The organism is Ancylobacter mangrovi (assembly GCF_024752355.1).
GTDB lineage: Bacteria > Pseudomonadota > Alphaproteobacteria > Rhizobiales > Xanthobacteraceae > Ancylobacter > Ancylobacter mangrovi.
Genome location: NZ_JANTHZ010000013.1, coordinates 1 through 18,079 on the forward strand (window position 1 = coordinate 1; position 18,079 = coordinate 18,079).

General features: G+C 70.4%; 16 protein-coding genes and 1 other RNA gene. 11 read left to right on the forward strand and 6 right to left on the reverse strand.

All coding sequences use genetic code 11. The features are described from left to right. On the forward strand, positions 1-131 hold a 131-nt coding region (locus tag NVS89_RS20555), incomplete at its 5' end, for an NAD(P)(+) transhydrogenase (Re/Si-specific) subunit beta (protein WP_258733595.1). 117 nt (positions 132-248) lie between these two features. Beyond that, entirely contained in the window at positions 249-1,727 is a 1,479-nt protein-coding gene (locus NVS89_RS20560; protein ID WP_258734643.1) for an extensin-like domain-containing protein, read from the forward strand. 7 nt (positions 1,728-1,734) lie between these two features. Here NVS89_RS20560 and dapB read toward each other — a convergent pair whose 3' ends face one another. From dapB to NVS89_RS20585, 5 genes are all read right to left on the reverse strand, one after another. After that, on the reverse strand, positions 1,735-2,520 hold the full coding sequence (gene dapB, locus NVS89_RS20565) for a 4-hydroxy-tetrahydrodipicolinate reductase (RefSeq protein WP_258734644.1): 786 nt from the start codon (positions 2,518-2,520) through the stop codon (positions 1,735-1,737). A 23-nt stretch (positions 2,521-2,543) separates the two neighbouring features. Then, a complete protein-coding gene (locus NVS89_RS20570) occupies positions 2,544-3,566 on the reverse strand; it encodes a linear amide C-N hydrolase (RefSeq protein WP_258734645.1) in 1,023 nt (340 codons plus the stop codon). 84 nt (positions 3,567-3,650) lie between these two features. After that, an RNA gene (rnpB, locus tag NVS89_RS20575) (RNase P RNA component class A) lies at positions 3,651-4,044 on the reverse strand. 178 nt (positions 4,045-4,222) lie between these two features. Then, complete coding sequence (locus NVS89_RS20580) at positions 4,223-4,726, reverse strand: lytic transglycosylase domain-containing protein (protein ID WP_258734646.1); 504 nt, start codon at positions 4,724-4,726, stop codon at positions 4,223-4,225. 239 nt (positions 4,727-4,965) lie between these two features. Then, positions 4,966-5,769, reverse strand: a complete 804-nt coding sequence (locus tag NVS89_RS20585; RefSeq protein ID WP_258734647.1) for an N-acetylmuramoyl-L-alanine amidase — start codon at positions 5,767-5,769, stop codon at positions 4,966-4,968. Positions 5,770-6,055: 286 nt separating this feature from the next. Between NVS89_RS20585 and NVS89_RS20590 the strand changes: the two genes are divergently transcribed. From NVS89_RS20590 to mraY, 7 genes are all read left to right on the forward strand, one after another. After that, positions 6,056-6,532: a division/cell wall cluster transcriptional repressor MraZ gene (locus NVS89_RS20590; protein WP_258734648.1), complete on the forward strand. Its 477-nt coding sequence runs from the start codon at positions 6,056-6,058 to the stop codon at positions 6,530-6,532. After that, positions 6,532-7,563, forward strand: a complete 1,032-nt coding sequence (gene rsmH, locus NVS89_RS20595) for a 16S rRNA (cytosine(1402)-N(4))-methyltransferase RsmH (RefSeq protein WP_258734649.1) — start codon at positions 6,532-6,534, stop codon at positions 7,561-7,563. The genes NVS89_RS20590 and rsmH overlap by 1 nt, the downstream gene beginning before the upstream one ends. Before the next feature lie 9 nt (positions 7,564-7,572). Next, a complete protein-coding gene (gene ftsL, locus NVS89_RS20600; protein WP_258734650.1) occupies positions 7,573-8,184 on the forward strand; it encodes a cell division protein FtsL in 612 nt (203 codons plus the stop codon). Positions 8,185-8,203: 19 nt separating this feature from the next. After that, complete coding sequence (locus NVS89_RS20605; protein ID WP_258734651.1) at positions 8,204-10,012, forward strand: peptidoglycan D,D-transpeptidase FtsI family protein; 1,809 nt, start codon at positions 8,204-8,206, stop codon at positions 10,010-10,012. A 104-nt stretch (positions 10,013-10,116) separates the two neighbouring features. Then, complete coding sequence (locus tag NVS89_RS20610) at positions 10,117-11,601, forward strand: UDP-N-acetylmuramoyl-L-alanyl-D-glutamate--2,6-diaminopimelate ligase (RefSeq protein WP_374114612.1); 1,485 nt, start codon at positions 10,117-10,119, stop codon at positions 11,599-11,601. Between the two features lie 5 nt (positions 11,602-11,606). After that, the gene (locus NVS89_RS20615; RefSeq protein ID WP_258734652.1) at positions 11,607-13,046 is read left to right on the forward strand and encodes a UDP-N-acetylmuramoylalanyl-D-glutamyl-2,6-diaminopimelate--D-alanyl-D-alanine ligase; all 1,440 of its coding nucleotides are present in this window, start codon (positions 11,607-11,609) and stop codon (positions 13,044-13,046) included. Between the two features lie 99 nt (positions 13,047-13,145). Beyond that, positions 13,146-14,231, forward strand: a complete 1,086-nt coding sequence (gene mraY / locus NVS89_RS20620) for a phospho-N-acetylmuramoyl-pentapeptide-transferase (protein WP_258734653.1) — start codon at positions 13,146-13,148, stop codon at positions 14,229-14,231. A 27-nt stretch (positions 14,232-14,258) separates the two neighbouring features. Here the strand turns inward: mraY and NVS89_RS20625 are convergent, their stop codons facing one another. Beyond that, positions 14,259-15,155: an MBL fold metallo-hydrolase gene (locus NVS89_RS20625; protein WP_258734654.1), complete on the reverse strand. Its 897-nt coding sequence runs from the start codon at positions 15,153-15,155 to the stop codon at positions 14,259-14,261. Between the two features lie 112 nt (positions 15,156-15,267). Between NVS89_RS20625 and murD the strand changes: the two genes are divergently transcribed. Both murD and NVS89_RS20635 read left to right on the forward strand, forming a co-directional pair. Then, positions 15,268-16,662 carry a UDP-N-acetylmuramoyl-L-alanine--D-glutamate ligase gene (murD, locus tag NVS89_RS20630; RefSeq protein ID WP_258734655.1) on the forward strand — a complete coding sequence of 465 codons (1,395 nt, stop codon included), beginning with the start codon at positions 15,268-15,270 and terminating at the stop codon, positions 16,660-16,662. A gap of 42 nt (positions 16,663-16,704) precedes the next feature. After that, a complete protein-coding gene (locus NVS89_RS20635) occupies positions 16,705-18,024 on the forward strand; it encodes a sensor domain-containing diguanylate cyclase (RefSeq protein ID WP_258734656.1) in 1,320 nt (439 codons plus the stop codon). Positions 18,025-18,079 lie beyond the last annotated feature (55 nt).

The window sequence follows — 18,079 nt, forward strand, 5'->3', positions numbered from 1 at the left end:
TGCTGTTCATCAAGCGCGGCATGGCCGCCGGCTATGCCGGCGTCGAGAACGAGCTGTTCTTCCGCGACAACACCATGATGCTCTTCGCCGACGCAAAGAAAATGGTCGAGGATATCGTCAAGAACCTGTAATAAGGTTCGAGTTTCGAAATAACGGCCGGGGGGCGACCTCCGGCCGTTTTCATTTGTCTGCGCAAATGACGCGGCTTGCTTAACCGGCTGTCAACCAACGTCGCCTAGCTTGCCCTCATGACGCGCGGCGTTTCCTGGTTTTTCGTAGCCCCGCTCGTCCTCCTGGGGCTGTCCGGTTGCAAGTTCGGGCTCGAGCAGCGCGAACCCTGGCGTTCGGAAGCAGAGGAACGGTGCCTGGCGGAGGGCCTCGTCAAGCCCTCCGCCTACACCATTCCCGTTCGCGAGGTCGACGGCGCCGGCACCTGCGGGATGGACCATCCCTTCAAGGTGCTCGCCTTCAATGACGGGGCCATCGAGCTCTCGCCCAAGGCGACGCTGGCCTGCCCGATCACCGCTTCGGTCGACCGCTGGATGCTCGAGGACATCCAGCCCGCCGCCATGGCCTGGTTCGGCCAGCCGGTGGCCAAGGTCAAGCAGCTCTCCTCCTATTCCTGCCGCAACATGAATGGCGGGCCCTCGGGCAAGATTTCCGAGCACGCCTTCGGCAACGCGCTCGACATCGGCGGCTTCGTGCTGGCGGACGGGCGCGAGATTTCGGTGAAGACCGGCTGGAAGGGCAGCACCGACGAGCGCGGCTTCCTGCGCACGGTGCAATATACCGGCTGCCAGCGCTTCTCGACCGTGCTCGGGCCCGGCTACAACATCTATCACTACGACCACATCCATGTGGACCTGATGCGGCGCTCCTCCGGGCACCTGGCGTGCAACCCGAAGGTCGCGCTGCCGACGCCTCCGGCGCCGTTCAGCCCTCCGATCTACAAGGCGCCGCCCATGGTGAACCCGATCTACAAGGCGCCCCCCGGGCAGGCGCCGTGGAACGCGCGTCCCATGGTCTCAGCGCCGCCGCAGGCGACGCCGGTCGTCGATACCGAGCCGGCTGAGGATGACGGCTATGCGCCGGCCAACGCCACCATCTTCTCCTCGGCGCCGATCTCCCGGACGCCGGTCGCTCCCGCGCCGTCCGCCGGGCGCCGTCCGCCGCCGCCCGGGCCCGAGACGGCAGGCGCGCCGGTGCCGCTCTCCGCGCCCGGTGCGCCGATGGTGCTGGCGCCGAACGCGCCCGCGCCGGCCTATGGCCATGGCGTCGACCCCGACTATCGCTCGCCGACGCCCGATTACGGCGCGCCGACCCCGCTCACGCCGCCGGCGGGTGCGCCTCCGCGGTCGGCCTATCCGGCGCAGAGCGCGCCCTCGGCCTATCCCTCGCAGCCGGCGAGCGCCTATCCGGCCCCATCCTACCCGCCGCCCGCTGCCTATCCGCCTCCCTCGGCCTATCCCCCGCCTTCCGCCTATCCGGCGCCGGCACGCGCCGCGCCGCCGGCAGGCTCGCGCCCGCCGAGTTCGCGCCCGCCGGGCATCCCGCTGCCGCCGGCCTCGGTCCCGCTGGCGCAGTGGCTCGGCATCGACACCACCGCGACCGGCTCGATCGGCGGTGGCGGGGCGGGTCATGCGACCGGCAATGTGCGCTCCTTCACCGCGGAAAGGGCCTTCGCCAGCCCGATCCCCGCGCCCGAGGCCGAGGCCGGCGCGGACTGATCGCGCTTCAGTCGAGCAGCATGTCGAGGCCGCGCCGCACCCCGGTCCAGCCGCCCACCTTGCGCGCCGCCAGCAGCGTGCCGGCGACATAGGGCGCGGCGGAGGAGCCGGCGTCGTGGCGGATGGTCAGCCGCTCGTCCGGCGCGCCGAGGATGCTCTCGATGGCGAGCGAGAAGGAGGGCATGCGCACCGCGTGCACCCGTACCTCGTTCGCGCCGGTGCCGATCGCCCCGCCGCGCGTCTGCGGCAGGCCGACCACGGTGTCGACCGGGCGGCTGGTGGCGGGCCGGCGCACCTGCGCCAATGCCTCGGCGAGCTCGCGCCCGGTGCCCGAGGGCGCGTCCGGCTTGCCGGCCGAGGCGTATTCGATGATCTCCACATCGGCGACATATCTCGCCGCCTCCAGCGTGAAGCGCTTCATCAGCGTGGCGGTGATGGAGAAGTTGCCGGCGGCATGCAGGCCGACGCCCTTCGCGCGGGCGATCGCGTCGAGCCCGGCATAGTCGTCGGCGTCGAGGCCCGACGTGCCGACCACCACGGCGAGCCCGGCCTCGAGCGCGGCGGTCGCGTTCGCCTTCACCACGTCCGGCTTCGTGTAGTCGATCAGCACGTCCGCGGGGACGGCGAGCGCCTCGCCGACGGTCGCGAAGACGGGCGCGCCATCGATCTCGGTGCCGGCGGTGGCGCGGGAGACGGCGGCGACGAGGTCGAGATCCGGCGCGGCGGCGATGGCGGGCACGAGGGCGCGGCCGACCCAGCCGGTGGCGCCGGCGAGGATGATGCGAAGGGGCATGGGCATGGCTCCGGGCGGATGGGTCAGGCGGCTTCGGGCCGGGCGGGGAGGGGGGCGAAGGGCTCGGCGGGCGCGAACACCGCGCTGACCTCGCCGGCATAAACCTCGCCATTGGCGATGGTGAGCTTGCGCACCGGCGCGCCGGGCGCGAGGTCGAGCTTGGCGAGGTTGATCCAGAAGGCGCTCGGGCGGGTCGCCGAGTCGAAATAGTAGATCAGGTCCCGCTGGTTCGCGACGCTCCGCCAGATGGTCGAGGAGATGTTCGGCTGCTCGGGCGTGGTGATGCCCAGCGGCACGCTCACGGCCCGCTGGACGCTCATGACGCAGGCGACGGCCTGATGGGCGTAGGTGTGATCGGGCACGCCGGCGATATAGGCCTTGTCGAGGCTGCGCGGGATGGCGCCGAGGAGGAACGAGGCGCGGGCGAAGCGGTCGGCGGCGTTGTTGGTGCCGGGCAGGAAGGTGAGGCCGCCGATGCGCTGCCAGTAGGCGTTGAGCGCCACCTGCTGCTCATAGGGCGGCGAATTGGTCATCACCACATAGTCACGGCCGTGATGGATGACGAGTTCGCCCGCCAGATATTCGAAGATCGCCGAATCGCCGCTCGCGTCGGAGACCGAGAGATGGAGCGTCGCCTCCGAGCCGTTGGGCAGCATGGGCGCGAGCAGGATGAAAGGGTGGGCGGCGAGCGCATCCACCGCCTCGGCGACGGTGGCGAAATTGTCGAGCACGTACTGGCCCCACAGCGCGATGCTGAGGAACGGGCCGGCGCCCGCCTGGGGGCCGTAGCTGGATTCGGCGAGGTAGAGGATGTTGGCGACGAGGCCCTTCTCGTTCATGCCGTCCGTGGTGCCGGCCTCGTAGCCGCTGATCGTGACGCTGCCATAGCGCGAGGTCCAGGCGATGGACTGCGGCCCGGCCGCGCCGTCGCGCTTCATGCCGGCGGGGAACACCCACAGATTGGAGTACATGTCCTCCTTCCAATCCATGTTGCGTCCGGTAATGACGAGATCTTCCGTACCGACATAGAGCGTGCGGGTGCACATGAGGCAGCTTCCTTCCGTCCGGGCCTGGGCGCCATCATCTATGGCACAGGCCGGACAGGAAACCTGCCTGGACGGAGAGTTCAAGATGCCAGCCGGCCTGTAAGCCGGGTTCTGTATGGCGGGATCGCTCCCGCGTGACGGCCATTCCTCTGGGACGCCGGTTACCCGGCGCCTCGAGCAGTCAACCCGGGCGGCTGTCCGGAGACAGGACCTGAGGCAGGGCATCGCTGCCCGGCCTCGTGCCACCCCTATACGACTTTGCTCCCGGTGGGGTTTGCCGTGCCGCTTCCGTTGCCGGCCGCGCGGTGCGCTCTTACCGCACCGTTTCACCCTTGCCGCGGACGAATCCGAGGCGGTCTGTTCTCTGTGGCACTTTCCCTGGGGTCGCCCCCGCCGGACGTTATCCGGCACCGTGTCTCCGTGGAGCCCGGACTTTCCTCGGCGCCCCGAAGGGCGACGCGGCCGTCCGGCCGGCTGGCGGGGGAGCAATGGGGGAGAGCGGAGCCCGCGTCAAGTCGCGTCCCCCGCCGACATTGCGCAGGGGCCTTCGTTCGGATCGTCGGGAAAAGCCGGGAGACCGCGCATGGAGGCCGGGGGCACGCGAGACCTGAGCCGGCCCGGCCGCCATGCGCGAAACGTGTCGGTGCCGTGGCGGCTCAGTTGGCGGCCATGAGGGTGCGGGCCTTGGAGCAGTAGACGCGCGCGGCCGAGGACATGCGCCGGGCGCCGTGGCCACCCTGGTAGCGCATCACGGTGCCGCAGGTGTCGCCCTCGGCGAGGCGATAGGCGCCGGCGAGATAGCGCATGCCGAACTTGATGTTGGTGGCGGGCTCATAGAGCGCGGCGCGCGAGCCGCGATAGCCGACGCCGCGCGCGGTCTGATGCTTGATCTGCATGAGCCCGACCTCGCCGGCACGGCCGGTCAGGTGGCTGTTCCAGTTGCTTTCGATGCGCACCACGGCGCGGGCAAGGGCGACCGGCACGCCATTGGCGCGCGCCTCGCTGTCGACGAGGTCGGCCAGCTTCTCGCGCGAGGTCTGTTTAGACGTGGTGGAAGAGACGGGATCTTTGATGTTCGACTTGGCACTTGCGATGTTCGCGCCCGAGAGGGTGATGAACGCGACGGCGAGGGAAGCACAGGAGACGCGAAGAAAGTTCATTACCAGGATTTTGCCTTTGTGGGCTGAGGAAGATCGGCGGGGAAAATCCCCGAAAATCTGTCCCCAATGAGGCTCGAATCCTGCGCGGGCGTGGCAATAGCCTCGGCGTGCGCGATTGTCGCGTCACCGTCGAGTCACAGTGTGGCGCAACCGCAACGTTTGCGAACGAAACTTGCGCGTGTAGATGGCCCCACGCAGCAATCCGTCGGGGTCGCCGTCAATATAGGCATGCAAATGAATCAGGCGAACGGCGCGCCTTCGTCGGCCGGACGTTCGGGCCGCGACATCGAGAGCCGATAGAGCGTCTGCAGCGTCGAGACGTCGGCGATGCCGTCGACGCGGGCGCGGCGGAAATGGCGCTGGAAGGCGCGCACTACCGCCTCGGTCTGTGCGCAATAGCTGCCGGAGACCGGCACGTCATAGCCATAGAGCGCGAGCATGGCCTGCAGCGCCTCGACCGGCTGGCCGTGCTCGCCGCGCATGAAGAAGCGCCCGTCGCTCGGCGGCACCTCCTCGACCAGGTGGCCGACGCCGGCGCGGTGCAGCACCTCCCACGGAAACTTCTCGCCCGGGTCGTCCTTGCGCAGCGGCGCGACGTCGGAATGGGCGAGCACCCGGTCGGGCGGGATCGGCCGGCGCGAGAGGATGTCCTTGGCGAGCGCGGTGACGGCTTCGATCTGGATCGCGGGGAAGGGCGGGTAGCCGTGCGCGTGGCCGGGATTGGCGATCTCGATGCCGATCGAGCACGAATTGATGTCGCTCGCGCCCGCCCATCGCGCCGCCCCGGCATGCCAGGCCCGCCGCGCCTCCGGCACGAGTTGGGCGATGCGTCCGTCCTCGAACACGAGATAGTGCGCGGAGACCTGCCTCTCGGGCGAGCGCAGCCAGTCGAGCGCTTCGGGCGTCGATTCCATGCCGGTGTAGTGCAGCACCAGCATGTCGGGCGCGCCGATGCCGATGCGCTCGCCGTGATTGGGCGAGGCCAGCACCTCGGCGGCGAGCGGCGAGTCGGCCGGGAAGTCGGGCGCTGAGGCGGCGGGCATCTCTTTCATGGCGCCAGCTAAGCGGGCGCCGATCGGGATTCAACCGATTCTTAAGGTTCATGCAGCGTTAATCGGCCATCACCGGCCGGATGGTTCGGTGCGTCGCGCGGTGCGGCGCCCGGGGTCCATTGGCAGCCGTTCCATTGACGCCCATCATATCCCATGGTAACCCAAATCATTCCGTTGCAGTACCAAGTCGACAAGGTCAGCGGCGCCCACGCGGCGTCCGGTGCCGCGCGGCGTGCTGGCGGCGGATGGCGTAGCTGTGACGGGGCGTACCGGGCCGATGGATCGTTTCGTATCGACCTATGCGATGCGGCTGGATTCGAAGGGCCGGATGTCGGTACCCGCCGCCTTCCGGGCGCTGATCGCGCGCGACGGGCTGGAGCATCTCTACTGCCACCCGGCGCTGGACCTGCCGGCGCTGGAAGCGGGAGGGGCCCGGCTGATGGCGGGGATCGACAGCCTGGTCGAGCGCTTCCCGCCCTATTCGGAAGCGCGCGAGGAGCTGGCGGGCGCGCTCTATGGGGCGATCGAGACCCTGAAGCTCGATCCCGAGGGGCGTGTGGTGCTGAGCGAGACGTTGAAGGCGCATGCGCATGTCAAGGACGAGGCCATGCTGGTCGGCCTCGGCGACCGATTTCGGATCTGGGAGCCGGAGCGCTTTCGGTCCCACCTCGCGGAGGCCACGGCGAAGGTGCGGACCTTGAAGCGGCAGCTCGGTTCCCGGAACGCGGGGGAAACCCGCGGCGAGGAGGCGTGATGGCGGGTCGCGGCGGTTCGGAGACGGACGCTGCCGGCGGACCGGCCCGCCATCTGCCCGTCCTGCTCGCGGAGGTGCTCTCCCACCTCGCGCCGCGCGACGGCGGCGTCTATGTCGACGGCACCTTCGGCGCGGGCGGCTATACCCGCGCCATCCTCGAGGCGGCCGATACCCGCGTCATCGCCATCGACCGCGATCCCAACGCCATCCGCGACGGGCAGGCGCTGGTCGCCGAGAGCGCCGGGCGGCTGACCCTGGCACATGAGCGCTTCAGCCGGCTCGATGAGGTGGTGGAAGCCGAGGGCACGGGCCTCGTCGACGGGGTGGTGCTGGATATCGGCGTCTCCTCCATGCAGCTCGACGAGGGCGAGCGCGGCTTCTCCTTCCGCCGCGACGGGCCGCTCGACATGCGCATGTCGAGCGAAGGGCCGTCCGCCGCCGATCTGGTGGCGCGGCTCGGCGAGACCGACCTCGCCAACCTGATCTACCGCTTCGGCGAGGAGCGCCAGTCGCGCGCCATCGCCCGTGCCATCGTGGCCGCGCGGGCCCAGGCGCCGATCGAGCGCACGCTCCAGCTTGCCGAGATCATCGCCAAGGTTGTGTGGGCCAAGCCGCACGAGCCGCATCCGGCGACGCGCAGCTTCCAGGCGCTGCGCATCGCGGTGAACGACGAATTGGGCGAGCTCGCCCGCGCGCTGTCGGCGGCCGAGCGGGCGCTGAAGCCCGGCGGCCGGCTGGTGGTCGTCACCTTCCATTCGCTGGAAGACCGCATCGTGAAGAATTTCCTCGCCCATCGCGCCAAGGCGTCGGCCGGCTCGCGCCACATGCCCGCGCTGGACGGACCCGCCCCGAGCTTCCGGCTGGTGGCGCGCGGCGCCGTCGAGGCGGGAGACGAGGAGACGGCACGAAATCCGCGCGCCCGCTCGGCCAAGCTGCGCGCGGCCGAGAGGACCGAGGCGCCGGCCCATCCGCCGGGCGACCTCGACCGTTTCCTGCCCCCGCTTCCCGCCGCCGACGCCCGCAGCCGCTGAGGTCGAGACATGTTCCGCATACTCAATGCCGTCTCGGTCATCGCCCTTCTCGCCGCGGCCGGCGCCGTCTACCAGGTGAAATATTCGGCCGCCTTCGAGGCGCAGAAGATCGCCAAGCTGCGCGACGAGATCCACAAGGAGCGCGACCGCATCGCCGTGCTCAACGCCGAATGGGCGCGCCGCACGGCGCCGGACCGCATCCAGGCGCTGGCCGAGAACCATCTCGACATGCAGCCGCTCGACGTCGATCACATGGACCAGCTAGCGAGCCTGCCGGCCAAGCCCGAGAACAATTCCGACTCGCTCGGCGGCATGATCGAGGCGCTGGTGGACGGACCCACGCCCGCCCGCGCCGCGCCGACCTCCGCCAAGCCGGTGCCCAAGCCCGCGCCCGCGACGTCCGGGCCGCGGCCGGCGCCGCTGCCCGGCGACGGGCCGCTGGCCGACGCCTCGGGCGACGACGACCCGCCCGGCGCGCCGCTGCCGCTGTCGGCCATGCCGGCGGCCGGCAACATGGCGCCGCCGCGCGCGCATTTCGTCGGTCCGCAGGGTGCGCTCGGCGCCCCGCTCAATCCCGCCGCATCCCGGCCGCTCCTGCCTCCGGGCACGGTCGGACAGTAGCTCACGGAGGTCGCTTCTCATGGCCATGTCGTCTTCCTCCATCGCTGCGCATCTGAAGGCGGGCCTGGTCGCACTGCCCGGCGTGCTGCTGCGCCTGCCGCTATACGTCGTGCGCCTGCTGGTCGGCCTCGTGCGCGCCGCCATCGGCCGCGGCCGGCCGGAGCCGCACGCGGTCGCGCGGGCGCGCATCGTGCTGTGCATGCTGTTCTTCGCCTGCGCCTATGTCGCGATCGCCGGGCGCCTCGCCATGCTGGCCTCGGTGCCCGAGGGCACGATCGCGCGGCGCGGCCTCGCCGCCGACGCGGTGGCCTCGGCGCGGCCGGACATTCTCGACCGAAACGGGCTGGTGCTCGCCACCGACGTCAAGTCCGCCTCGCTCTATGGCGAGCCGCGCCGGCTGATCGACGTCGACGAGGCGGTGGAGGCGCTGACCGCCATCCTGCCGGACCTGAACGTGGACGAACTGCGCGACCGGCTCTCCAGCAAGCGCGGCTTCGTCTGGCTGAAGCGCGACATCACCCCGCAGCAGCAGCGCGAGATCCACGCCCTCGGCCTGCCGGGCATCGGCTTCATGACCGAGAACCGCCGCGTCTATCCCGGCGGCACGCTCGGCGCCCATGTGCTCGGCTCGACCAATATCGACAACCAGGGCATCGCCGGCATCGAGAAGTGGATCGACACGCGCGGTCTCGCCGATCTCCACCTCGCCGGCTTCGCCTCCGACCGGCAGCAGGAGCCGGTCGAGCTCGCCCTCGACCTGCGCGTGCAGCACGTGCTGCGCGACGAGCTGTTCAATGCCAAGGAGAAGTTCAAGGCCATCGCGGCGGCGGGAACGGTGGTGGATGTGCGCACCGGCGAGATCATCGCCATGGCCTCGCTCCCCGACTTCGACGCCAACGACCCGGCCCGCTCGCTCGACCCGAAGAACCTCAACCGTCTGACGACCGGCGTGTTCGAGATGGGCTCGACCTTCAAGGCGCTGACCTTCGCCATGGCGCTGGACAGCGGCAAGTTCACGCTCAACTCGACGCTAGACGCGCGCGGGGCGCTGCAGTTCGGCCGGTTCAGGATCCACGACTACCACGCCGAGAACCGCGTGCTGACGCTGCCGGAAGTGTTCATCTACTCCTCGAACATCGGCACCGCGCGGATGGCGCTGGCGCTCGGCGTCGACGCGCACAAGGCGTTCCTGAAGAAGATGGGCCAGCTCGACCGGCTGCGCACCGAGCTGCCCGAGAGCGCGGCGCCGATCGTCCCCAAGCACTGGGGCGAGCTCAACACCGCCACCATCGCCTTCGGCCACGGCCTCGCGGTCGCCCCGATCCAGGTGCTGATGGCCGAGGATGCGCTGGTGAACGGCGGCTGGCTCATCCCCCCGACCTTCCTCAAGCGCACGCCCGAGGAAGTGGCCAAGGTCGCAGTGCGGGTCATCAAGCCGGAGACCAGCGTCAAGATGCGCTATCTGATGCGCCTCAACGCGGTGAAGGGCTCGGGCAAGAAGGCCAACACGCCGGGCTATTTCGTCGGCGGCAAGACCGGCACGGCGGAGAAGGTGGTCAATGGCCGCTATTCGAAGACCAAGCTGCTCACCTCGTTCATCTCCGCCTTCCCGATGGACGATCCCCAGTACCTTGTGCTGGTGATGCTGGACGAGCCGAAGGCGGTCGAAGGCACCTATGGCTACGCCACCGCCGGCTGGAACGCCGCGCCGACCACGGCCAACATCATCCAGCGCGTCGCGCCGATGCTCGGCATCATGCCGCGCCCGGACCTGCCCTCGCCGGAGAGCATCCTGACCAGCTCCGCCAAGGTGGCGCAGGCGCAATAGGCCAGGCCGCCGATTTCCGGTGCGTCACGGGCCCGGAATCGGCTATTGCCATAGCCGGACGGACCTTCGGGCCCGCCGTGCTCCGTGCGAGCAGGACCACGAGGATGTCTGATCCGACCCTGTCGACGACCAAACGCCACCGGACCCTGACGCTTGGGGAAATGGTGGGAGCGGATGCCGACTACCAGGCGGCGGATCCGGCGATCGAGGTCGCCGATCCGGTGCTCGACAGCCGCAAGGCGCGCGCCGGCGACGTGTTCTTCGCTCTGGCCGGCTCGAAGGCGGACGGCATGGCCTTCGCCCGCGACGCGCTCGCGCGCGGGGCGGTGGCGGTCGTCGGCGAGGCGGAGCTCGACGGCATCGAGCCCGGTATCTCCTATGTCCGCGTCGGCAATGCGCGCCGGGCGGTGGCGCTCGCCGCCGCGCGCGCCTTTCCCCATCAGCCGGAGACGATCGCCGCCGTCACCGGCACCTCGGGCAAGACCTCGGTCGCGGCCTTCGCGCGCCAGATCTGGCAGAAGCTCGGCCATGCCAGCGCCAGCCTCGGCACGCTGGGCGTGGTCGCGCCCTCGGGCGCGGTCTACGGCTCGCTGACCACGCCGGACCCGATCGCCCTGCACCGCACCCTGCACGATCTCGTCGGGCAGGGGGTGACGCATCTGTGCCTGGAGGCCTCCTCGCACGGGCTCGACCAGTACCGCCTCGACGGGGTGCGCCTGTCGGCCGGGGCCTTCACCAACCTGTCGCGCGACCATCTCGACTATCATCCGAGCATGGAGGCCTATCTCGACGCCAAGCTGCGGCTGTTCCGCGACCTGCTGCCGCGCGGCGGCGGGGCGGCGGTGTGGGTGGACACGACCGAGGGAAGCCATGTCGCCCAGATCGCGGCCGACCACGAGCTGAACGTGCTCGGCATCGGCGTCGCCGGGGCCGGCATCGCGCTGCTCGGCCGCCATGACGAGGGGCTGGGCCAGCGGCTCGAGGTCGAGGCCGACGGCGAGCGCTTCTCGCTCCGGCTGCCGCTGGTCGGCGCCTTCCAGGCCGCGAACGCGCTGATCGCCGCCGGCCTCGTCATGCTCACCGGCGCCTCGGCCGGGGAGGCTCTCGGCGCGCTGGAGACGCTCCAGGGCGTGCCGGGGCGGCTTGAGCTGGTCGGGGCGAAGGAGGGCGCCAGCGTCTTCGTCGACTACGCCCACAAGCCCGACGCGCTCGCCAACGCGCTCGACGCGCTCAGGCCCTACGTCTCCGGCCGGCTGATCGTGGTGTTCGGCTGCGGCGGCGACCGCGACCGGGGCAAGCGCCCGCTGATGGGCGCGATCGCCGCCGAGAAGGCGGACGTCGTGATCGTGACCGACGACAATCCGCGCAGCGAGGACCCCGCGCTGATCCGCGCCGAGATCCTCGCCGCCGCGCCCGGCGCGCGCGAGATCGGCGACCGGGCGGAGGCGATCCGCGCCGCCGTGGCGATGGCGCATTCCGGGGATGTCGTGCTAATCGCCGGCAAGGGCCACGAAACCGGCCAAATCATCGGCGACCGGACACTCCCCTTCTCCGACCGCGACGTCGCGGCGCACTGCCTGGGAGGCTGAACGCGATGGCCGACGCCGAGCCGCTCTGGACGCCCGACGCGCTCGTGCACGCGACCGGCGGCACGCTCATCGGCACGCACGGCGTGGCGATCGGCGGCGTGTCGATCGATACCCGCACGCTCCAGCCCGGCGACGTGTTCGTCGCCCTGCGCGGCGACAATAGCGACGGCCACGCCTATGTCGGCGCGGCGGCCGGGCGCGGGGCGGCGCTCAGCATCGTCGAGCGCGCGCGGGTTCCCGACATGCCCCCCGAGGCGCCGCTGCTCGCGGTCGACGACGTGCTCGCCGCGCTGCAGGCGATCGGCCGCGCGGCCCGCGAGCGCACGCGGGCGCGGATCGTCGGCGTCACCGGCTCGGTCGGCAAGACGACCACCAAGGAGGCGCTGCTGCTGGCGCTCGGGGCGGACGGGCCGACCCATGCCTCGGCCGCGTCCTACAACAATCACTGGGGCGTGCCGCTGTCGCTTGCGCGCATGCCCGAGCGCAGCGCCTATGGCGTGTTCGAGCTCGGCATGAACCATTCCGGCGAGATCACGCCGCTGGTGGCGATGGTGCGCCCGCATATCGCGGTCATCACCACCATCGAGCCGGTCCACATCGCGCAGTTCCCCAATATCGAGGCCATCGCCGACGCCAAGGCGGAGATCTTCAGCGGCGTCGAGCCGGGCGGGGCGGCGGTGCTCAACCGCGACAACCCGCAGTTCGACCGGCTGGCCGAGGCGGCGCGGGCGGCGGGGATCGACACCGTGGTCGGCTTCGGCGAGGCGCTGAGCGCGCAGGTGCGCCTGCTGAGCGTGGCGCTGCAGCCGCAGAGCTCGACCGCCATCGCCGACGTGATGGGCGAGACGGTGAGCTTCAAGGTCGGGCTTCCCGGGCGCCACATCGTGCAGAACATGCTGGCGGTACTCGCCGCCGCCAAGCTCGCCGGCGCGGATCTCTGCCTCGCCGCCATGGCGCTGGCCTCGCTCGGCCCGCCGCCGGGGCGGGGCGTGCGCACCATGCTCGGCGTGCGCGGGGGCACCGCGACGCTGATCGACGAGAGCTACAACGCCAATCCGGCCTCGATGCGGGCCGCCCTCGCCGTGCTGGCCGGCTGCCCTGTGGCCGGACGCGGGCGGCGCATCGCCGTGCTCGGCGACATGCTGGAACTCGGTCCCTCGGGCGAGGCGATGCACCGCGAGCTCGCCCCGTCGGCGGCGGGCGCCGATCTGGTCTTCTGCGCCGGCTCGCAGATGCGCGCGCTCTGGGAGGCGCTGCCGGAGAACCGGCGCGAGGCCTGGGCGCCGGACGCGCAGGCGCTGCTCCCCCTCGTCGCCGACCGCCTGCGCGGTGGCGACGTGCTGATGGTGAAGGGCTCGAACGGCAGCCGCATGGGCCCGCTCGCGCGTGCCCTGATCGAGCGGTTCCCCGCGCCCGAGGCGGCGCAGGCGGATGCCTCCGAATGATGCGGATGCGCCCCTTCACCCTTTCTCCGCCGGTCGCGCCGCGCTCCGCCCGCCGCCGCGCCGTGCGCCCGCGCATGTCCTCCCCGGAAGGTTGATCCGATGCTGCAATGGCTGGCCCAGTTCCAGGAGAGCCTCCCGGCCCTCAACGTGTTCCGCTACATCACCTTCCGGACCGGCGGCGCGATCATCACCGCGCTGCTCTTCGTGTTCATGTTCGGGCCGGCGATCATCGCCCTGCTGCGGCTGAAGCAGGGCAAGGGCCAGCCGATCCGCACCGACGGGCCGCAGTCGCACCTGCTCAGCAAGAAGGGCACGCCCACCATGGGCGGGCTGATGATCTTCTCCGGGCTGATGGTGGCGACGCTGCTGTGGGCGAACCTGTCCAACCCCTATGTGTGGGTGGTGCTGTTCGTCACCATCGGCTTCGGGTTGATCGGCTTCTATGACGACTATCTCAAGGTGACCAAGCAGACCCATGCCGGTCTTTCCGGGCGCACGCGGCTCGCCATTGAGGCGGTGATCGCCGGTTCGGCGGCGGTCATCATCATGCATGTGGGGCGCGAGCCGCTCTCTTCTTCAGTGGCGTTCCCCTTCTTCAAGGATCTGCTGCTCGACCTCGGCTGGTTCTTCGTCATCTTCGCCGCCTTCGTCATCGTCGCTGCCGGCAATGCGGTGAACCTGACCGACGGGCTCGACGGGCTCGCCATCGTGCCGGTGATGGTGGCGGCGGGCAGCTTCGGGCTGATCTCGTACCTCTCCGGCAACGTGCTGTTCGCGGACTATCTGCAGATCCACTACGTCGCCGGCGTCGGCGAGCTGGCGGTGATCTGCGGCGCGATCATCGGCGCGGGCATCGGCTTCCTGTGGTTCAACGCGCCGCCGGCGCAGATCTTCATGGGCGACACCGGTTCGCTGGCGCTGGGCGGCCTGCTCGGCACCATCGCGGTCGCGACTAAGCACGAGATCGTGCTGGCGGTGATCGGCGGACTGTTCGTGCTGGAGGCGGTGTCGGTGATCGTGCAAGTGATCTCCTTCAAGCTCACCGGCAAGCGCGTCTTCAAGATGGCGCCGATCCACCACCATTTCGAGCAGCTCGGCTGGACCGAGCCGCAGATCGTGATCCGGTTCTGGATCATCGCCGTGGTGCTGGCGCTGATCGGCCTCTCGACCCTGAAGCTGCGCTGAGGCGGCGCGGCGTCCGGACAAAAACGTTCAGGGCAGCGCCATCACCTTCTTCACGTTGTTGGCGTGGACCTCCTCATAGGGCCCGAAATAGGTGAGGGTGCCCGTGGCGAGGTCGCCGGCGATGAAGGTCGACAGGTCCTGGTCGGCCAGCGACATGTCGGTGCGGGTGCGGATCAGCTTCCTTACATAGCGGATCGTGGCGTCGATCAGCTCCGGCCCGTAGCCGCCGGCGGCGATCACGTCGGGCGCGCCGTGATTGGGCAGTATGTGCTGGTAGCCCCACCCCTTGACGCGCTGCAGCTCCTCGAGATGGGCGCCCAGCCGCTCGGGCTCGGCCACATAGGTGATCGGCTCCTCCAGCGTGTCGCCGGCGAGCATGATGCCCAGCTCCGGCAGCAGCAGGATCAGGCCGTCATGGCTGTGGATCTCGGCCGGCTCCAGCTCGACCGTCAGCGCGCCGACCTTCAGGCGGGTCGGGCCGGTGATCACGTGGTTGGGCATGACCAGCGGGTGGATCGGCGGATCGCCGCTCTCCAGCGCCGCGCGATGGGCGGCGAGGGCGCGCTCGGTGGCGGCAAGCGCAATGATCTCGCAATCGGCGAACACCTCGTTGCCGGCCACATGGTCGTCATGCCAGTGGCTGAGCACGACCCGTATGGTGCGCACGCCCGCCTCCTCCAGCGTGCGGCGCATGGCGCGGGCATGGGCGAGCGAGATGTGGGTGTCGTAGACGATCGCGTCGGTGCCATCGACCACCGCGTAGACGCACACGCCGAGCGCATAGGCACCGTCGTCGAGCCAGTTCGGCGCCGCCGACCAGGCGCGTGCGCCCTCGATGCGGCCATCATAGAAGGCGTAGAGGTTTGGATGCGGGCGCAGGACGCGCATCGTCGAGCCGAGGGGGAGCAGGGTGACGTGTGGCATGCGCAATCTCGTCAGCGTTCCACCGATCATTTCATTGGGCGTGGAAATGCGCTAGCCAATTGAACGGTCCTTCCGACCGCCTCCCGGTCCGCTCGAGATCCCCGTCACCGACATGATTCCCGTGAACACCCTGAACGATCGCGCCGTCGCCCTGTTCGGCCTCGGCGGCTCCGGCCTCACGACGGCGCGCGCCCTGATGGCCGGCGGCGCGCGGGTGACGGCCTGGGACGATTCCCCCGCCTCGGTCGGGAAGGCGGCGGCCGAGGGCATCCCGACCGGCGACCTGAACGCGGCCGACTGGAGTTCCTTCGCGGCGCTCGTGCTGGCGCCCGGCGTGCCGCTGACCCATCCCGAGCCGCACTGGACGGTGCGGCGCGCGCAGGCGGCCGGGGTCGAGGTGATCGGCGACATCGAATTGTTCGTGCGCGAGCGCCGGCGCATCGGCCAGCCGGCGCCGATGGCGGCGATCACCGGTACCAACGGCAAGTCGACCACCACCGCGCTGCTCGCCCATCTCATCCGCGAAGGCGGCCGCGACGCGCAGATCGGCGGCAATTTCGGGCCCGCCATACTGGGGCTGGAGCCGCCCGCGCCGGGGCGGGTCTATGTCGTCGAATGCTCCTCCTACCAGATCGACCTGGCGCCGAGCCTCGACCCGACGGTGGGTATCCTGCTCAACCTGTCGCCGGACCATCTCGACCGGCACGGCACCATGGAGCACTACGCCGAGATCAAGGAACGTCTCGTCGCCGGGGTCGGGGCCGGCGGGACGGCGGTGATCGGCGTCGACGACGCCTGGTGCCGGGGAATCGCCGAGCGCGTCGAGGCGGCGGGCACGCGCGTGGTGCGCATCTCCGTGCTCGGCCCGCTCGACGACGGCATCCATCTCGACGGGACCGATCTCGCGGTGATGGAGCGCGGGCGCCGCACCTTCACCCTGCCGCTCGCCGGCATCGGTTCGCTGCGCGGCGCCCATAACGCGCAGAACGCCGCCGCCGCCTTCGCCGCCGCTCATGCGCTCGGCCTCGCGCCCGAGACCATCGCCGCCGGCATGCGCAGCTTTCCCGGCCTCGCCCATCGCATGGAGCAGGTGCGCACCATCGGCAGCGTGCTGTTCGTCAACGATTCCAAGGCGACCAATGCGGACGCGGCCGAGCGGGCGCTGGTCTCGTTCGAGGACATCTTCTGGATCGCCGGCGGCAAGCCGAAGGAGGGCGGCATCGTGCCGCTGAAGCCGCTGTTCCCGCGCGTGCGCAAGGCCTATCTCATCGGCGTCGCCGCGCCGGACTTCGCCGCGACGCTCGGCGAGGCGGTGCCGCACGAGATCTGCGGCACGCTCGACGTCGCGGTGGAGAGGGCGGCGCGCGACGCGGCGGCCTCCGGCCTGCCCCATCCCGTGGTGCTGCTCTCGCCCGCCTGCGCGAGCTTCGACCAGTTCCGCAACTTCGAATTGCGCGGCGATGCGTTCCGTACGCTCGTTGAAGGTCTTCGGTTACCACCAAAATAGCCGGCACTCGACCATATAGTGTGGAAGGAGTGGGAAACACGCATGGCAGACACCGCACCCCCGGCATGGATGGAATGGGTCAACGTGCCCCTTCTCCTTCTGGCGCCGGAAGCGGACAGGGTGCTGGCGTTGAACGGGGCGATGCGACGGCTGCTCGCGGGCGATAGTGCCGAGCCGGGCGACACCTCCGAGCCCAGTAGCCCTACGTTCCTGCCGATGGCGCTGGAGCGGCTGGTCGGGGCGGAGGCGGCCGCGCAGTTGGCGCGGGCGGCAGTGCGGCGCGACACTCCCGACACCGGCGCCGATGCCGGCGCTCATGCGGCCGGCGCCCCGTCCGTCACCGCGCGTCTTCCCGGCCATCCGCGTGCGTTCCGGCTCGAGCTCTCGCCCGTAGACGAGCCGCCGGGCCACTGGCTCGTCACTCTGTGCGGCGAGGTCGTCGGGAAGGAGGAGGGGAAGGCCATCTCCTCCATCTACGAGGACCTTCAGGCGGTGCTCGAATGGATGCCGGTCGGCATCGAGATCTACGACAAGGACGGCGACTGCGTCTTCACCAACACGCATGCGCAGCGCCTGTTCGGCTGGGAGAAGGACGAGCTGATCGACCTCGACGACTGGTGGGAGCACGCCTATCCCGATCCCGCCTACCGCGACGCGGCGATGAAGGCGTGGGACGAGGCGCTGGCCGCCTCCCAGGCGGACGGCGTTGCGGTGCCGATGAACGACTGGAAGGTCACCTGCAAGGACGGCACGCAGAAATTCGTCCATTTCCGCCTGCGCTGCATCGGCGACCATCCGGTGCTGGTCTATTGGGATGTCTCGCAGGAGCAGCAGGTGCAGGCCGAGCTGCGCCACCGGGCGGAGACCGACGAGCTCACCGGCCTGCGCAACCGCCGCCGCTTCTTCGCCGACGCCAAGCTGGTGCTGGACACGGCCGCGGCGTCCGGGGACCCGGTCTCGGTGATGATGATCGACATCGACCACTTCAAGGTGGTGAACGACCTGCACGGCCATGCCGTGGGCGACGCGGTGCTGCGCGCCTTCGCCGAGCGCTGCCGCTCCGTGGTCGGCGACGGGGTGCTGGCGCGCCTCGGCGGCGAGGAGTTCGTGGCGCTGCTGACCGGCCTCAGCCAGGACAAGGCGGCCGAGCGCGCGGAGGAGCTGCGCCGCTCGATCGAGACGCTGGCGATCTCGGCGCAGGCCGAGCCAGTGGTGCTCACCGCCAGTATCGGCGTCGCCACCGCCGCGGCCCCGTTCGACATCGACGCGCTGCTGATGCGTGCCGACCAGGCGCTCTATGCGGCCAAGCGCGCCGGCCGCGACCGGGTTGCGCTCGACCGCGGGGCGATCGGCTCCGCCTGAGGCGTTGCCGGCGGGCGCATTAAGCTGACGTCAACCTTAACCACTCGATAGTCGG

What these genes read in the sequence shown, in the direction of transcription:
- NVS89_RS20625 (WP_258734654.1), bottom strand. Translation starts at nt 15,155, where the DNA reads ATGCCACACGTCACCCTGCTCCCCCTCGGCTCGACGATGCGCGTCCTG.
- NVS89_RS20590 (WP_258734648.1), top strand. Translation starts at nt 6,056, where the DNA reads ATGGATCGTTTCGTATCGACCTATGCGATGCGGCTGGATTCGAAGGGC.
- ftsL (WP_258734650.1), top strand. Translation starts at nt 7,573, where the DNA reads ATGTTCCGCATACTCAATGCCGTCTCGGTCATCGCCCTTCTCGCCGCG.
- NVS89_RS20610 (WP_374114612.1), top strand. Translation starts at nt 10,117, where the DNA reads ATGTCTGATCCGACCCTGTCGACGACCAAACGCCACCGGACCCTGACG.
- NVS89_RS20560 (WP_258734643.1), top strand. Translation starts at nt 249, where the DNA reads ATGACGCGCGGCGTTTCCTGGTTTTTCGTAGCCCCGCTCGTCCTCCTG.
- rsmH (WP_258734649.1), top strand. Translation starts at nt 6,532, where the DNA reads ATGGCGGGTCGCGGCGGTTCGGAGACGGACGCTGCCGGCGGACCGGCC.
- NVS89_RS20570 (WP_258734645.1), bottom strand. Translation starts at nt 3,566, where the DNA reads ATGTGCACCCGCACGCTCTATGTCGGTACGGAAGATCTCGTCATTACC.
- dapB (WP_258734644.1), bottom strand. Translation starts at nt 2,520, where the DNA reads ATGCCCCTTCGCATCATCCTCGCCGGCGCCACCGGCTGGGTCGGCCGC.
- murD (WP_258734655.1), top strand. Translation starts at nt 15,268, where the DNA reads ATGATTCCCGTGAACACCCTGAACGATCGCGCCGTCGCCCTGTTCGGC.
- mraY (WP_258734653.1), top strand. Translation starts at nt 13,146, where the DNA reads ATGCTGCAATGGCTGGCCCAGTTCCAGGAGAGCCTCCCGGCCCTCAAC.
- NVS89_RS20585 (WP_258734647.1), bottom strand. Translation starts at nt 5,769, where the DNA reads ATGCCCGCCGCCTCAGCGCCCGACTTCCCGGCCGACTCGCCGCTCGCC.
- NVS89_RS20605 (WP_258734651.1), top strand. Translation starts at nt 8,204, where the DNA reads ATGGCCATGTCGTCTTCCTCCATCGCTGCGCATCTGAAGGCGGGCCTG.
- NVS89_RS20635 (WP_258734656.1), top strand. Translation starts at nt 16,705, where the DNA reads ATGGCAGACACCGCACCCCCGGCATGGATGGAATGGGTCAACGTGCCC.
- NVS89_RS20580 (WP_258734646.1), bottom strand. Translation starts at nt 4,726, where the DNA reads ATGAACTTTCTTCGCGTCTCCTGTGCTTCCCTCGCCGTCGCGTTCATC.
- NVS89_RS20615 (WP_258734652.1), top strand. Translation starts at nt 11,607, where the DNA reads ATGGCCGACGCCGAGCCGCTCTGGACGCCCGACGCGCTCGTGCACGCG.